General features: G+C 27.1%; 15 protein-coding genes and 1 tRNA gene. 8 read left to right on the top strand and 8 right to left on the bottom strand.

The window, feature by feature from the left end:
• Positions 1 to 29: 29 nt before the first annotated feature.
• Entirely contained in the window at positions 30 to 3,158 is a 3,129-nt protein-coding gene (locus VJY38_RS04505; RefSeq protein WP_353679474.1) for a PD-(D/E)XK nuclease family protein, read from the bottom strand.
• Complete coding sequence (locus VJY38_RS04500; protein ID WP_353679473.1) at positions 3,133 to 3,648, bottom strand: CYTH domain-containing protein; 516 nt, start codon at positions 3,646 to 3,648, stop codon at positions 3,133 to 3,135. The genes VJY38_RS04505 and VJY38_RS04500 overlap by 26 nt, the downstream gene beginning before the upstream one ends.
• Before the next feature lie 108 nt (positions 3,649 to 3,756).
• Here VJY38_RS04500 and VJY38_RS04495 point away from each other — a divergent pair, with 108 nt between their 5' ends.
• Together VJY38_RS04495 and VJY38_RS04490 are read left to right on the top strand one after the other, a co-directional pair.
• Positions 3,757 to 4,398: a porin family protein gene (locus VJY38_RS04495; RefSeq protein ID WP_353679472.1), complete on the top strand. Its 642-nt coding sequence runs from the start codon at positions 3,757 to 3,759 to the stop codon at positions 4,396 to 4,398.
• A complete protein-coding gene (locus VJY38_RS04490) occupies positions 4,395 to 5,123 on the top strand; it encodes a DUF2461 family protein (RefSeq protein WP_353679471.1) in 729 nt (242 codons plus the stop codon). Before VJY38_RS04495 ends, VJY38_RS04490 begins: the two co-directional genes overlap by 4 nt.
• A gap of 59 nt (positions 5,124 to 5,182) precedes the next feature.
• Here the strand turns inward: VJY38_RS04490 and VJY38_RS04485 are convergent, their stop codons facing one another.
• On the bottom strand, positions 5,183 to 5,722 hold the full coding sequence (locus tag VJY38_RS04485; RefSeq protein WP_353679470.1) for a thioredoxin family protein: 540 nt from the start codon (positions 5,720 to 5,722) through the stop codon (positions 5,183 to 5,185).
• A gap of 101 nt (positions 5,723 to 5,823) precedes the next feature.
• Between VJY38_RS04485 and VJY38_RS04480 the strand changes: the two genes are divergently transcribed.
• The 4 genes from VJY38_RS04480 (at position 5,824) to rpsU (ending at position 8,605) form a co-directional block, all read left to right on the top strand.
• Positions 5,824 to 7,215 carry a M14 family zinc carboxypeptidase gene (locus VJY38_RS04480; protein ID WP_353679469.1) on the top strand — a complete coding sequence of 464 codons (1,392 nt, stop codon included), beginning with the start codon at positions 5,824 to 5,826 and terminating at the stop codon, positions 7,213 to 7,215.
• A 28-nt stretch (positions 7,216 to 7,243) separates the two neighbouring features.
• Positions 7,244 to 7,864 carry a sigma-70 family RNA polymerase sigma factor gene (locus VJY38_RS04475; RefSeq protein WP_353679468.1) on the top strand — a complete coding sequence of 207 codons (621 nt, stop codon included), beginning with the start codon at positions 7,244 to 7,246 and terminating at the stop codon, positions 7,862 to 7,864.
• Positions 7,865 to 7,876: 12 nt separating this feature from the next.
• Positions 7,877 to 8,338, top strand: a complete 462-nt coding sequence (locus tag VJY38_RS04470) for a universal stress protein (protein ID WP_353679467.1) — start codon at positions 7,877 to 7,879, stop codon at positions 8,336 to 8,338.
• A 63-nt stretch (positions 8,339 to 8,401) separates the two neighbouring features.
• Entirely contained in the window at positions 8,402 to 8,605 is a 204-nt protein-coding gene (rpsU, locus tag VJY38_RS04465) for a 30S ribosomal protein S21 (RefSeq protein WP_353679466.1), read from the top strand.
• A 51-nt stretch (positions 8,606 to 8,656) separates the two neighbouring features.
• Here the strand turns inward: rpsU and VJY38_RS04460 are convergent, their stop codons facing one another.
• The 3 genes from VJY38_RS04460 to VJY38_RS04450 form a co-directional block, all read right to left on the bottom strand.
• Positions 8,657 to 9,463: an LOG family protein gene (locus VJY38_RS04460; protein ID WP_353679465.1), complete on the bottom strand. Its 807-nt coding sequence runs from the start codon at positions 9,461 to 9,463 to the stop codon at positions 8,657 to 8,659.
• A gap of 90 nt (positions 9,464 to 9,553) precedes the next feature.
• Positions 9,554 to 9,886: a preprotein translocase subunit SecG gene (gene secG, locus VJY38_RS04455; protein WP_353679464.1), complete on the bottom strand. Its 333-nt coding sequence runs from the start codon at positions 9,884 to 9,886 to the stop codon at positions 9,554 to 9,556.
• Positions 9,887 to 9,908: 22 nt separating this feature from the next.
• A tRNA-Met gene (locus VJY38_RS04450) sits at positions 9,909 to 9,982 on the bottom strand.
• 246 nt (positions 9,983 to 10,228) lie between these two features.
• On the opposite strand from VJY38_RS04450, the gene VJY38_RS04445 reads away from it, so the two are divergent.
• Together VJY38_RS04445 and VJY38_RS04440 are read left to right on the top strand one after the other, a co-directional pair.
• On the top strand, positions 10,229 to 10,669 hold the full coding sequence (locus VJY38_RS04445) for a hypothetical protein (RefSeq protein ID WP_353679463.1): 441 nt from the start codon (positions 10,229 to 10,231) through the stop codon (positions 10,667 to 10,669).
• Between the two features lie 80 nt (positions 10,670 to 10,749).
• Complete coding sequence (locus VJY38_RS04440; RefSeq protein ID WP_353679462.1) at positions 10,750 to 12,069, top strand: MptA/MptB family glycosyltransferase; 1,320 nt, start codon at positions 10,750 to 10,752, stop codon at positions 12,067 to 12,069.
• Here the strand turns inward: VJY38_RS04440 and VJY38_RS04435 are convergent.
• Both VJY38_RS04435 and VJY38_RS04430 read right to left on the bottom strand, forming a co-directional pair.
• Positions 12,056 to 13,423 carry an MBL fold metallo-hydrolase gene (locus VJY38_RS04435; protein WP_353679461.1) on the bottom strand — a complete coding sequence of 456 codons (1,368 nt, stop codon included), beginning with the start codon at positions 13,421 to 13,423 and terminating at the stop codon, positions 12,056 to 12,058. The two genes, VJY38_RS04440 and VJY38_RS04435, sit on opposite strands and share 14 nt — an antisense overlap.
• A 3-nt stretch (positions 13,424 to 13,426) precedes the next feature.
• Positions 13,427 to 14,404, bottom strand: coding sequence for an RHS repeat domain-containing protein (locus VJY38_RS04430; protein WP_353679460.1), 978 nt, complete (start codon positions 14,402 to 14,404; stop codon positions 13,427 to 13,429).
• Between the last annotated feature and the right edge of the window lie 27 nt (positions 14,405 to 14,431).

Genomic DNA, 14,431 nt, shown 5'->3' with positions numbered 1-14,431 from the left:
AATGATTTTTTTTATCTGGTACTTGACTTTTATAAAGTTTCCTGTATTCTACAAATGGGCTTAAATTGACAGTATCGACAGATAATTTTTTCTCTATCGTCATGGGGTGATAAATTAAATCTTCCTTTTGATATTGAAGTTACATAGTTTTTAATATGTAAAATGGTATTGTCAATTAATTCCTGCATACTCTGAAATTCTTTACTTCTTCCTAAAGAAATTTTTTGTTTGCCAAATTCTTCTTCTGAGTATTTCAATGAATAGATTATCATTTCGTTTGGGGTGAAATTGTATCCATACTTATCTTTCAGTAATTCTGAAGCAGCATATAAGTAAACTGGCAGTTGTAAAGAGATTCCATGTTTGAGTTCTCGTGTTTTGGGTTTGTCTCCACTTAATTTATAATCAACAATATTAAAAGAGTTATCATTATTAGATAATTCTATTCTGTCAATCTTTCCACGTAATTTAAGTTGATCAATTTTAATTGGTTCCAGTGTACTTAGTTCATTATCTGCTTCTTCAACATTCATTGCTCCAAACTGCACTTCAAAAAATCTGGGTTCATACTCATCGTGTAAAGATGATTCATATTCAATAAATTTTCCTAAAATTGAATCATCTAAATTTCCATCTATTCCTGTGAGTAATTCTTTTTCATAAAATGTTAATGGTGATTTAAAAAGTGATTGTTCTATTTTTTTATTTGCAATATTAAGAATTAATTCCTTTGCATTTTCAAGTTCTGCATTACTGCAATTTCTTAAATCTATTTTTACTTTTTTAATTTTTGTATAGAACTCAAACAAAATGGAATGTAAAATTCTACCAAGCTCAATTGCTTCGATTTCTTCTTTTGGTTCTTCAATTATTTTAATTCCCAATACTCTTTCAATGAAAAATTTGAATGGACATAAAGCGTAAGTTTCGAGTTGTGATATTGAATATTGTTTCTGGGTAAATGAATTTAATATTTCTTCAATATTTATCTTATAATCTACGTCTGTCAATAAAAAGCCATTATAAATTGATTCGGATAAAATGTTTTCTTCTCTTTGTTTTTCTACATCAATTGATTTCTGAAGATGATCTTTATCAACATTAAAATTTTTTTGAAGTAAGTTTAATGCCCAGAGATTTTTGCCTGCATATACTTGTAATTCTTCAAGTGAATAAATTTTCGTAAATAATTCATTTTCTTTTATTTCACTGGTAATAAATATTTTATCAAACTCTTTTAAAAATGCAGAGGCAACAGTTTCTCTTCCATTATCTGTAAGTGGATAACTCAAAAATAATTTTTTATTCCAGCAATTAAGAGCTTGATAAAAAAGATTTCTTTCTTCGGTTTGATGAATAAAAGCTTGCTTTCTAAATTTTCCAGTTGAAAAAATTTCGGGATTATATCTTGTTGGAATATCACCATCGCACAATCCACCAATAAATAAATAATCGAAGTTAAGTCCACGTATTTCTTCTAAGTTTGTAATTAGAACTCCATAACTGGATTTTTCTTTGATATTAAATCTTGCCCAGCTGCATGCTGTTCTAATTTGATCCATAAAAAAGTGGAGAGAATATTTTTCATCTTTTCCTTTTTCTTCTTCAAGTAAATCGAAAATTTCATTTATTGTTTCTATGAATTTATTAAAACCTCTAATGTTTTCTTCCTGATTATATTCTAACGATAATAACTTTAGCGGCAATCCTGATTTTATAATTAAATTGAAAAGATTTTCTCTGAATTGATTTATAGTTTGTTTTTGTTCGAAAGGTTCTAATAAAGTTGTAATCAATTTAATATCTTCTAAAGCTTTGGTTAATGCTGCAATTTTATCTTTTCTATTATCATTTTCATCATATGTTTCTATGTTGTTGAGATGATCATTAATAATATTAATCCAGTTTTCTTTTCCAGAAACAATTTTTAATTCCGAAGAAATTTTATACAGATTAAATAAATCGATATTGTTTAGATTTATAAATCCACTGTTTAATGCTCGAAAAATATTTTGATAGTAATAATCATTTTCTGCTATCTCAAGTAAATTGATTATTGCTTTGACTGGATTTGAATTGTCAAGTCTGAGTCTATCAGTAAGATTGAAAGGGATACCATTTTTTGAAAAAACATCTCTTACAATTAATGAATAGTTCTGTATTAAATTAAATGCAACACAAATTTTATCAGGATTTACATTTTCGGTACGTATTAAATTTTTTATTTGTTTTGAAATCAGTTCTACTTCATTTTCTCTATCGAATCCAATTATTTTATAAATATTGTGTCTATAATCGTATTTTTTTTCTTCTGGAAATTGTTTAAATAACTCATTCCGAATTAACATTCTAAATTCAGGCAGGTGCGATTCACTTATATCTTCTACATTTTTAAAACCTAAATCGACAAACTTTCTATAACACTTATCCAGATGAGAAAAAAGAAGTTTATTATTTTCATTGTAATCTAAGTTGATGTAAAGTTTAATCTTACTAAAATGTGAAAGACGATTTATTATTTCTATTTCAGGATTTGTAAATTCATTAAATCCAGTTATGATTACTATTTTTACTTCTCGATATAAAGATGAAAAATGTTTGCAGAACACTTCTTGGTTTATGTTAAGTAGATTTGTATACACATCACCTATATCAAATGAATTGACAGTATAACATTTGTTAATATACTTTTCGTATATATCTGCTATATCGAGAGTTTTAAATTTTTCTGACTTATTAAGTTTTTCTGCTTCTTCCCGTAGATGAGACGGTGTTATTCCATGACGTTTATATTCAGTAATTACATTCTTTATTCTATCAAGTGTACCGAAAGGAACTTCATTTTTGTAGATAGAAAAATATTTTGGTTTTATTTCTGTAAAACATTGTTTGATAAAAACAATAGATGCTGCTTCACTTAATTGTCTAAAAGGTTTTATATGATTTAAAATTTTAGATGAAAAAGTGCCCAATGTTTCTATATTTAATTCTACAGCAGAACGTGAAGGCATTAATGAAATTATATCTTTCTTGAGATTTCTTACTTTTCTATTTGTCGGTACAATAAGTAGAAGCTCAGATACTGTATTATCTGTTATTTTTTCATTAATGAGATAATCAATATCAACTTTTTCAATGTTTAATTTTGTTAGAATCATTTTTTAATAATTCTTTATATGATTTTCTAATTTGATTCGATAAATCAATTTCAAGAAAATTAACTACTTCTTTAAATTCTTTCGAAGCTTCTTTTTTGTTACTATTAACAACTGATTCTAATTCTAAAAACCAGCCCAGATTTTTTACATTATCTATGTGGATTCTTGTATTTTTATAAAGATATAATTTCCTTGTTTTTTCTATTATATTCTCGATACAAAAAATATTCGATAAAAATTTTTCTGGATTTTTCCCTTTTAATTCAAGTATTTCATAATTACTCCATCGTTTACCAATTTCATTTCTTAAGTACTTGATTAAATAATATTTGTTTTTTTCAATGCGTAATTTCAAAAGACTATCATTGTATTTATAATAAATATCTTTTTGTTTTAATGTTTGAATGTGTTTAATTCCATTAGTTTTTAATTTTCTCTCGTAAGGAATTGGCGAATCAATTTTAATTTTTAATTCAAGATTAGTTGCCATCTGAGAACCTGACGAATTATTAGTTTGTAAAACATTTAAAAATTCCTTTATTGATTTTTAATATATAAAATATAATTTTAATAACAAGTTTATGAAAGAGATGAGAATATGAAAAAATTTATTTATTTATTGGCTATAATTACATCGGTGCAAATTAGTGCTCAAAGAATAGGAGAATTAGCACCAGAAAAAGAACCTGAAAAATTTCCAGAACATAGCTGGGGAATTGATTTAATGTTTGGAGAAGGGGGATTTGGATTAGGTGCATTCATTAGAAAGAATTTTACTCCAACAATAACTGGCTTTGCAGATATTTCAATCTCCGAATCAAAAGATGAACGTGAAGTTGAATATGTTGATTGGTATGGTAATACATTTGTACTGGGAAAAGTAAATAATGTTTTTTTAATACCATTAAATTTTGGTGTTCAATATAGATTGTTTTATGATATTCTTACAGATAATTTACGACCATATATTAATGCAGGAATTGGTCCTACTTTTGTAGTTTCAAAACCATATACAACAGATTTTTTCTCGGCATTTAATAAAGCAAAAATGCATTATGCTGTTGGGGGATATATAGGACTTGGTGCTAATTTTGGAATTAGTAAAAAAAATCTTGCTGGTATAAATATCAGATACTACTATGTTCACCTTTTTGACAAAGGTGTTGAAAATATGAAGGATAGATTTAGAAAAAATTTTGGACATTTTTATTTAACATTAAATCTTGGAATAATGTATTGAAAAGCAATACAAAGTTTAATGGATTTAGTGAAGAAGTATTTAAATTTTTCAGAGATCTCGAAAAAAATAATAATATAGAATGGTTTCATAAGAATAAATTACGATATCAAAAATATTTAATTGAACCTGCTAAATCTTTTATTTCTGAAATTGCTCCTTTCTTAAATAGATTAAATCCTGCTATTCGCTCCGAACCAAAGTTTAACGAAACGATAATGCGACTTAATAAAGATATGCGATTTGCAAAAGGGGAGCCGTATAGAACTTTTTTGTTGATTCATTTTGGTAGATTTAAACTTGACAGTGAATTTTATCTTTACTTTGATTCACGAAGTTTTGCTATGGGAATGTTTATTAATCGTAAAAAGGGAAATAATCTTTATTTCGGACAAAATCTTTTAAGGTACAAAAAAGAAATTATTAATATATGCAACAAATACAAAATTGATAACAACTATTCTCTTTCTGATCTTGAGAATAATTCACAATTAATAGTAAAAAAATTCAATTCACAAAATCATCTTCATTTTTTAGAAAATATTGATTTTATCCTTTTAGAAAGGAATAAAAATATTCCTGATAAAATTTTATTCTCTGATGAAATTATACTTGAAACAATAAAAATGATTACTCAATTATATCCACTCTATTGTTTTGCAATTTCACCACAACCATTAAAAGAAATTCAACATTATGAAGATAATTTTGGTGAAATTTTGTTATAAAATTTTATAATCCCTGATTTTTACTTTTTATTTACACTTATTATTTAGACTCTTGAGTTTTAAGTTTTCCACTTGATAGTACAACCAATTGTAAATGTTTCAGGGACTGAAATTGCTTTTCCAGATAGTAATTCATCGATTGCATTTCTAAGATATGGAGTTTTAACTTTTTCTGGTTCCTGCCAGTTATCATCTATCTTTCCGTGAAAAACAAGTTTACGCTCTTTATCGAATAAAAATATTTCAGGAGTGTGTGTTGCACCATAAGCTTTTGCAATTTCCTGAGTCTCGTCTCTCAAATAAGGGAAATTAAATTTTTTTTCTTTTGCTCTTTTTATCATCTCTTCGAAAGAATCTTCTGGATAATTTTTAGTATCATTCGAATTAATAGCTACAATTTGTAGTTTGTCTTTATAATCATTCTGAATTTGAATAATTCTATCTTCGTATGCACGAACATATGGACAATGATTGCAACTAAAAATTACAATTAAAGCTTCCTTGTCTTTAAATGAATTTAGAGAATAGGTATTACCATCGACTGCAGGTAAATTAAAATCAGGTGCTTTTGAGCCTATTTTTAGTGTATCAGTTGACATAATAGCTCCGTATTTTTTATTGTACTTTAATAATTATAACTTGCTAATTAAATTTGCATTAAGTTAGTAACATAAATCAATAAATAAAACATAAATTAAATATGATGAGTTTCAAATCAATTTATGAAAATTACGAAAAGTATATAGAAAAAAAATTATCGCTACCTTTATTAAAACATTCACAAATAAAAAATTTGATTGAAAGTTTAAAAGAGAAAAATAATGTTAGTGTAGAATTAGCTGGTTATTCAATTGAAGGTAGAGAAATTTATTCTATTTCGCTTGGGGAAGGAAATATTTGTGTTCTTGCATGGAGTCAGATGCATGGTGATGAACCTACAGCAACAGCAACTATATTTGACTTGATAAACTTTTTTCTTGAAGATGATGAGTATAAACACGAGAAAGAAATGATTCTTAATAAATTAAAAATATTTTTTATACCAATGTTAAATCCAGATGGAGCAGAAAAATTTCAAAGAGAAAATTCACTTAATATTGATTTGAATCGAGATGCTATAAGATGTGAATCGTATGAATCAAAAATTTTATGGGATATTGCAAATAGAATAAAACCTAAATTTGCTTTTAATCTTCACGACCAGAATAATTATTACACTGCTGGTAGAAGCAATAACTTAGCAGCAATTTCTATGCTTGCACCACCATCAGATTTTGATAAAAGTATTACAGAAACTCGTAAGATAAGTATGAAACTCATCGTTAAAATATCAGAAATATTGAAAGAATTTATTCCATTTAATATTGCAAGATATGATGATGACCACGAACCAAGATCATTTGGAGATAATTTTACAAAAACAGGCATAAGTTCTATATTAATTGAATCAGGTTTCTTAAGAGAAGATCCGACAAAAACAAAAATCAGAAAATTAAATTTTATTTCTTTACTTTCTGCTTTTTATTTTATTGCCACAGAAAAATTTAATGAAAGTAACTATTTAGATTACTTTTCAATTCCAGAAAATAATCAGTTGCTGTTCGATTTGCTTTTAAGAAATTTAAAAATCAAAAAGAATGATAATTCCTTTACAGTAGATATAGGAATTAATAGAGAAAGAAAATATGATAGTGAAACCAATAACTTTTATTTTGTAGGTAAAATAAAAGAGATAGGAGATTTATCAATTAAATTTGGTATCGAAGAATATATACTTGATGGTTATAATGTTGATGTAACAAAAATTTATTCAGCTACAGAACAAATGGATTTTGAAAAACTTCAATATAAATCTTTACTTTCTGCTGGTTATGGATATATTAGATTTAATAATAAATTTACAAAGGACTATATTAATTTACCGATTAATATGTTATGTTATGATAACTACAAACCTCAATTAGCTGTGGATGAATATGCAAATTTGATCATCAGCAAAGGAAAAGATAAAACTTATATTGTTATTAATGGATTTTTTCAAATTCTGAATGATTCAGAAACAAGAATATTAAATAGTCTTATTATTCATTAATTTTACATATATAATTTATGAAATTGAAATGCAAGAACTGGAAAATGAAATATCGAACGATAGGTTAAAAGAGCTTTATGAAGATTTTCAGAAAGAAGCTATTCCTCATATGAATGCGTTGTATAATTTTGCTCTCAGATTAACTGGCGACGAAGAAGATGCCGATGATCTTGTTCAGGAAACTTATTTAAAAGCATTTCGATTTTTTGACAAGTTCGAAAAAGGAACAAACTGTAAAGCCTGGCTTTTTAGAATAATGAAAAATTCCTTCATCAACGATTATAGAAAACATATTAAAGAACCTAACAAAGTTGATTATGAAGATGTTCAGAATTTTTATGAAACAATAAAATCAGATGAAGTTCAATCTAATCATTACGAAGAAGATGCTTTTAGTAAAACACTGGACGATGAAATCTCCGAAGCAATCAACAAATTGCCAGAAGATTTTAGAACTGTAATAATTCTTAGTGATATTGAAGGATTTAGTTACGAAGAAATAGCTGATTTTGTCGATATACCAGTTGGAACAGTAAGATCAAGATTGCACCGTGCACGAAAAATGCTCTATTCTTTATTGTATGATTATGCTAAAGATAAAGGTTATATTTTCTCCAAAAGAAAAAATAAAAGTTTTGATAATAATTAAATAGAGTTAATTATGTTTGACATTAAAAACATAATAATACCAACAGATTTTAGTTCATTATCTTTTTCTGCATTCGATTATGCAGTAGATTTGGCAGAAAAGATAGGAGCTAAGATTCATCTTATTTATGTATTGGAAAAGACTCCACCATTTCTGGCTGTTCATTCTCTTGATGTTTCCGAAGATGAAATAATGAATAATATGGAAGAAGAAGCCAAAAGACAGTTAAATGAAACAGCCCAGAAACTGCAAAATGATTCAAATGTAGAAATAATTCAGGTCTTAAGAAAAGGAATTGATTATGAAGAAATAGTTAAATATTCTAATGAAGTAGAAAAAGGTTTAATTGTAATTGCAACACATGGTAGAACTGGAATTTTGCATACACTACTTGGAAGTGTAGCTGAAAAAGTTATAAGATATGCTAAGTGCCCTGTCCTTGTAATAACACCCCAAAGTAAGGTTGACAATTAAATTCGAAAAGATTAAGTTTGGTGCACAAAATTTTAAAAACTAATAAAAGGAAGGTGATATAGAGTGGTAGGAATTACAGTTCAAGAAAATGAAAGTATCGATAAAGCTCTAAAACGCTTTAAGAAAAAATACGAACGTTCAGGGATATTAAAGGAATTCAAAAAAAGAACCTTTTATGTAAAGCCATCAATTGAAAAAAGAATGGATTTAATTAAAGCAAAACGGAGAGCTTCAAGAGAGCAGGCACTCAAAGAGAAGAAAGGCTGATTTTTTTGGCAATTTGAAAGGAAGACCCGTTTTAAACGGGTTTTTTTATTTTTAGAGAAAGTATTTTTTAAAATGATTAGTTATTTTTTCGAAAGCTTCATCAATTGAATTACAGAAATCGAATAATTTCATATCTTCTTTACTAATTGTTCCATGTTCAATTAAAGCATCAAAATTTATAATTTCTCGCCAGTAAGCTTCGTCGTAAATAATAATCTTCATTTTTTTAACAACTTTTTTAGTTTGAACTAATGTAAGAACTTCCATAAGCTCGTCCATAGTTCCAAAACCGCCTGGAAAGACTATTAATGCTTTTGCCAAATAAACAAACCATAATTTACGCATAAAAAAGTAATGAAATTCGAATGATAATTCGGGATCTACATATTTATTTACAAATTGCTCATAAGGTATACTTATATTTAATCCAATTGATCGGCCACCTGCTAAATATGCACCTTTATTTGCAGCTTCCATTATTCCAGGACCACCACCTGTGCAAATGATAAATCTATTCCCATTCCCATCTAATTTCATTGACCATTCTGTAAGTCTTCTTGATAACTCAACAGCATCTTCATAATATTTTGACATCTCAAGTAATTTGACTGCTCGTTCAAATTTCTTTTTCAGGGAAGGTGTGTTCCCTTTTTTTGTTTCATTGACTAACTTAAGAGCTTCTCTCCTTGAGATAATTCTTGAAGATCCAAAAAAAACAATTGTGTCAATAATTTTATTTTTTTCGAATCTTGCTTTAGGCTCGTAGTATTCAGCTAAAATCCTTATAGTTCTTGCATCTTTTGAGTTAAGAAATTCGATATTATTATATGCTTTTACAGGTTTTACTTGCTTTTTCATTTTGCCCTTGATTTTTCGATGTGATTTTTGGTGTGCTTCATTATCATTTCAATAAATGGTTGATTGGCTTATACCAATCAACCATTAAATTTATTTTGTTGGTTGAGACGATTGTTGTGGTAATACAGGGGTAGTAGGAATAGTTTGTTGTTCCCCTTGAATTACACTCTCTCTTTGTTCTACTGTTGATTTACCTGGTAAGAAAAATAAATTAATTAAAATAGAAAGAACTATTAAAGCACCTGCTAACCACCAGGTTGCTTTGCTTAGAAAATCAGCTGTTCTTCTTGTTCCAAAAACAGTTCCAAACTGGCCACCACCAAATGTACCAGCTAAACCTCCCCCTTTACTTGATTGAAGCAGTACAACTACAATCAGTAAAAATGAAATAAATAATGCTAATAAAACTAATATTGTATACATCCTTTGTCTCCATTATAAAATGTAGCGAGGGAGGGATTCGAACCCCCGACACGTGGATTATGATTCCACTGCTCTAACCTGCTGAGCTACCTCGCCAATAATAAATTTGGGTTGTAAATATAAAGACTATACATTCAAACTTCAAGAATATGTAAATAAACCAAATTTTTTGAAATTAGTGAAAGTATTTCGTAAAAATTTTTATAGCATTTATCACATACTAAATTTATATTTGAACCGTACTAATAAACAAATTTTTTTAAAATAATTTCTTCACTACTTGCAATCCTGTCATTTATTGACAGGATTTTTTTTATTAAATAGAACTAAACGACTTTAGTTATGAAAAACATCTTATTAATAATATTTTATATTACAATAAAATTAAGTGCACAACCAATAATTAATTTTGATAATTACCAGCAGGAGAGAGATTCATTAAAGAAATTTCAATCAATACTTTTAGAAGAGAAAAAATTATTACAAAAAAACATCGATAGCTTGAAAAAAGAATCTTCATTAATTGATGGTAAAATAGATTTATTAAACCAGGAAATAGAAAATCTTTATATTAAAAAATTTGGTAGGGAGATAGGACGAAGAATTTATAATAAACAGGTATGGAAAGGAATGACAGAAAAAATGTTACTTGCCAGCTGGGGTAAACCAGATAAGATTGAAAAGAATGTTCAAAAGTGGGGGACATTTACTCAATATTATTATGGTAAAGTAACTTTTTACTTTCGTGATAGTAAATTAATTGACTTTGAAGAGGGTAAGTAAGCTTTTATATAAATTGTTATTCTTTTTTAAAATTATATAAACTATTTTTTGATGAGGAATTTATTTGTGATAATTTTTTAATGAAAAAATATCATATCATATTTTTAAGTTTTCTTTTTGTCTTCTTTCTAATAATTCTATCAATTCATTTTTTTTATAGAACACCAGTTCAAACATATACTTTTTCTTATATCTGTTCTTCAATAATTTTTTTAATTCTATCAATTATTATTCTGAAATATGAGTTTGGTAAAAATATTATTTTAATTTCAGCATTATCAGGAATAATATTGAGAATTTCTTTTATTACAACCACTCCAATTGGTTCTGATGATATTTATAGATATATGTGGGATGGTAAAGTTCAATCTATGGGAATTAATCCTTATCAATATGCACCGATAGACTCAAACTTAGCTTCTTTACATTCAGATATTTTACCTGCAAAAGTCAATTTCCCAAATCTCAAGACAATTTATTTCCCTTTTAGTCAATGGATTTTTTTTATAGGTTATAATTTAAGTGGCGAGCACGTATGGGGTTATAAATTACTTTTATTAATTTTTGATTTATTTACAATACTAACACTTTACAATGTTTTAAAGCTATCAGAAAAGTCAACAAAATTAATTTTACTTTATATACTGTGTCCACTCCCAACCTTTCAATTTGCAATTGACTCACATCTTGATGGTTATGGATTGTTGTTAATTGTCTTATCAATTTTGTTTTATTACAAAAAGAAATTGTCCTTGTCATTAATATTTCTTGGATTATCTTTTTCAATTAAACCAGTAGGTATTTTATTAATGCCTATTTTGTTTTTTAGAGAAAAGTTAGTCATAGATAAATTAAAAATTATTTTCATTCCATTTATTACTTTTTTTGTTCAATTTATACCTTATATTTTTTCATCAAATCCATTTGAGTCATTGTTTATTTATGCAAAACACTGGTCATTTAATGGAAGTATTTTTTCTCTACTTAATTCATTTATTGAACATAATCAAAAGACTCGGATTGTTTGTGCAATATTGTTTTTATTAACATTAATCCCTGTTTATTTTAAAAAGTTCGATTCAATAAAAAAATTTTATTACTCAATTTTACTATTATTCATTTTTTCACCTGTAGTTCATCCCTGGTATATAAGCTGGTTAACTGTGTTGATACCACTTATTCCTGTATGGAGTGGAATAATGTATTCGTCGTTAAGTAGCTTAACAGCATTTACTATTTTAAGCTATCAATTAAATGGTGTGTGGAAAGAGTATACTTTAGTTTTATTAGTTGAATATATTCCTGTAATATTGTTTATGTTATTAGAGCTCGGATTGTTCGGGAAAATTACGAACTGGAAACAAAATAATTTATTGTTTAGAAATATTATGGAAGATTAATTTCTTTTCTATTTTCTGCAGAATATAGATTAATATCTTTAAACTTTTTTAGTATGTTATAACCAAGCCAATCTTTAGAATTTATATCTCCATGAACCAGAATGACATTTTGTGCACTGGTTAATTCTACAATTTTTAATAAATCTTCTCTTTTTGAATGAGAAGGAAAGTGAAATTTTTCGATTTCAAAGTTAACAAATTTTGGTGAGCTATATTCGTTAAGATTAATATAATCACCTTTGTGCGAATTTAATACTTTATAGCCAGGTGTTTCTGGATCCATATAACCAACACCAAAAATTGCAAAGTCTTTTTGATTTAACCAGAAATCCAGAAGTTTGTAAGAAGTTGTACCTTCAAGCATCATACCACTTGATGCTAAAACAATTCCAGGATTTTTTCTGAATTCATTGTAGTCTTCAATTTCACTTAAGTTTAATTGTGGTATTTCTTTTAAATCAAGTTCTGGATTTTTTCTTCTTACAATGTAGCGATTATTATCATAAATTCTGGAAATTTCTCTTCCTATTCCACCTGTGTATAAATTAGTTTCAATCAATTTTTTGTTTTTCATCATATTAAAAATTAATGCAAGCATTTCCTGAGTTTTACCGAGTGCAAAAACTGGTACTAAAACAGAGCCCCCATTGTGAAGAATCATATTTAATGATTTGACAAATTTTTTAGTTTCTGATTCCCAGGTACCTAAAGTTTTTGAATCAGTTGAGCCATAAGTAGATTCAAGAATTAAGGTATTTATATTTTTTAAATTTTCCTGTTCAGCACCAATCATTAGTGTTTGTTCACTTAAATTAATATCACCTGTGTAAAGCAATCGTTGATTATCATATTCAATTAAAATTGATGCCGAGCCAAGTATATGTCCTGCATCTATAAATGTTATATTTATTGGCTCAGAAGTATTTTGTCTTAATCCTTTTACAGATATTGTTTCATTATAATCGATACTGATTATACTTCGAACAAGTAGATCAATTTCTTCGTGAGTGTAAATTTTAAAGCTGTTCTCAACATAGCTTTCCTGTAAAATGTTTGCAGCATTATGAAGTGTAACTGATGCTATTTCTTTTGTTTGAGTAGTAGTATAGATTATTACATGAGGATATTGCTGAATTAAAAATGGAAGAGAGCCAATATGATCTTGATGTGCATGTGAAATTAAAACAAAGTCAAGTGGTAGTTCTTTGAGTAAATTAAATTCAGGGAGAGCTTCAATCCCTTTTTTGCGAGGATGAATACCACAATCGAGTAATATTCCAGTGCCATTAATATTTATGTAAAAGCAGGAAGCTCCTACTTCGTCAGCACCACCAAGTGGTATAAATTTTATCATCAATTATTTTTTTCGAGAATTATAAAATTCGTATTCGTATTTAGCTATAAAAGCTGGTCTATCATCATTTGAATATCTAATTTCTTCTTTTTGCAATCCGTTTTCGTAATAAGAAAATGTTATTCTAAATTGACGTGTACCATCAGATAAAAATAATTTGTCTTCTATTAAATTTCCATTGACATCATATTTCATAATTCTTCTGGTTTGCTTATCGGATATTTCAATTAAATTTCCTTTAGAATCATATTTATAATTAATAACATTATTTCCTTGAATTCCATTTTGTGTTTCTTTAATTAAAAATCCATTTGAATTATACTGAAAAGTATTTTCCGAAAGTTGTTTTCCTTCGGCATTTTTTATAGTAGATTTTATCAATAGTTCACCATCATATTCATTTTGTTGTATTGATGCTATTTCTCCTTTTTTGGAATAATTAATTATTTGAATTAGTCTTTTTTCTTGATCGTATTTTAATTCTGTTTTTAATTCTCCTGGATCTCGACTATCAATAATTTTTCTTAGAATCTCATTATTATTTTTATCGTATTGCGATACTTTTCGTCCTTTGAGATTTCCATAGCCATCGTATGTATCCATGGAAATTAAATTTCCATTTTGATCATATTTGAATTCATAATTAAGATCTACATCGCCTGTACTTTTGTATCTAATATGTTTTTTTCTATTCCCATTTTCATCAAATAATACTTCTTCAACAAGTACCATATTCTTTGGATAAGAATTATTGCTACCAAAAAATCCAGCATATTTTTTTCGCACTTTTACTTTTAATTCTTTTGCCTTTTTTAACTCTTTTGCATTTTGATCTATAATCTCTCTTTTTTTCTTAAGTGAATTACTATTTTCTACCTGTGCATTACTTTCGGTATTTATAAAATTAACTACAATAGTTAGAGATATTAATGGCAGCAAAAGAAAAAATAGAGTGAAAAATATTTTAAGAATCTTATTCATAAAAACCTTTCCTTTTATGTGTCAAGT

The organism is Rosettibacter firmus, from assembly GCF_036860695.1.
GTDB lineage: Bacteria > Bacteroidota > Ignavibacteria > Ignavibacteriales > Melioribacteraceae > Rosettibacter > Rosettibacter firmus.
This window is presented reverse-complemented; position numbering and strand designations above follow the sequence as displayed.

Bases quoted from the DNA above. Each gene is read 5' to 3' on its own strand.
- VJY38_RS04505 (WP_353679474.1), bottom strand. From the start codon at position 3,158: ATGATTCTAACAAAATTAAACATTGAAAAAGTTGATATTGATTATCTC.
- VJY38_RS04500 (WP_353679473.1), bottom strand. From the start codon at position 3,648: ATGGCAACTAATCTTGAATTAAAAATTAAAATTGATTCGCCAATTCCT.
- VJY38_RS04495 (WP_353679472.1), top strand. From the start codon at position 3,757: ATGAAAAAATTTATTTATTTATTGGCTATAATTACATCGGTGCAAATT.
- VJY38_RS04485 (WP_353679470.1), bottom strand. From the start codon at position 5,722: ATGTCAACTGATACACTAAAAATAGGCTCAAAAGCACCTGATTTTAAT.
- VJY38_RS04480 (WP_353679469.1), top strand. From the start codon at position 5,824: ATGATGAGTTTCAAATCAATTTATGAAAATTACGAAAAGTATATAGAA.
- VJY38_RS04475 (WP_353679468.1), top strand. From the start codon at position 7,244: ATGCAAGAACTGGAAAATGAAATATCGAACGATAGGTTAAAAGAGCTT.
- VJY38_RS04470 (WP_353679467.1), top strand. From the start codon at position 7,877: ATGTTTGACATTAAAAACATAATAATACCAACAGATTTTAGTTCATTA.
- VJY38_RS04460 (WP_353679465.1), bottom strand. From the start codon at position 9,463: ATGAAAAAGCAAGTAAAACCTGTAAAAGCATATAATAATATCGAATTT.
- secG (WP_353679464.1), bottom strand. From the start codon at position 9,886: ATGTATACAATATTAGTTTTATTAGCATTATTTATTTCATTTTTACTG.
- VJY38_RS04445 (WP_353679463.1), top strand. From the start codon at position 10,229: ATGAAAAACATCTTATTAATAATATTTTATATTACAATAAAATTAAGT.
- VJY38_RS04440 (WP_353679462.1), top strand. From the start codon at position 10,750: ATGAAAAAATATCATATCATATTTTTAAGTTTTCTTTTTGTCTTCTTT.
- VJY38_RS04435 (WP_353679461.1), bottom strand. From the start codon at position 13,423: ATGATAAAATTTATACCACTTGGTGGTGCTGACGAAGTAGGAGCTTCC.
- VJY38_RS04430 (WP_353679460.1), bottom strand. From the start codon at position 14,404: ATGAATAAGATTCTTAAAATATTTTTCACTCTATTTTTTCTTTTGCTG.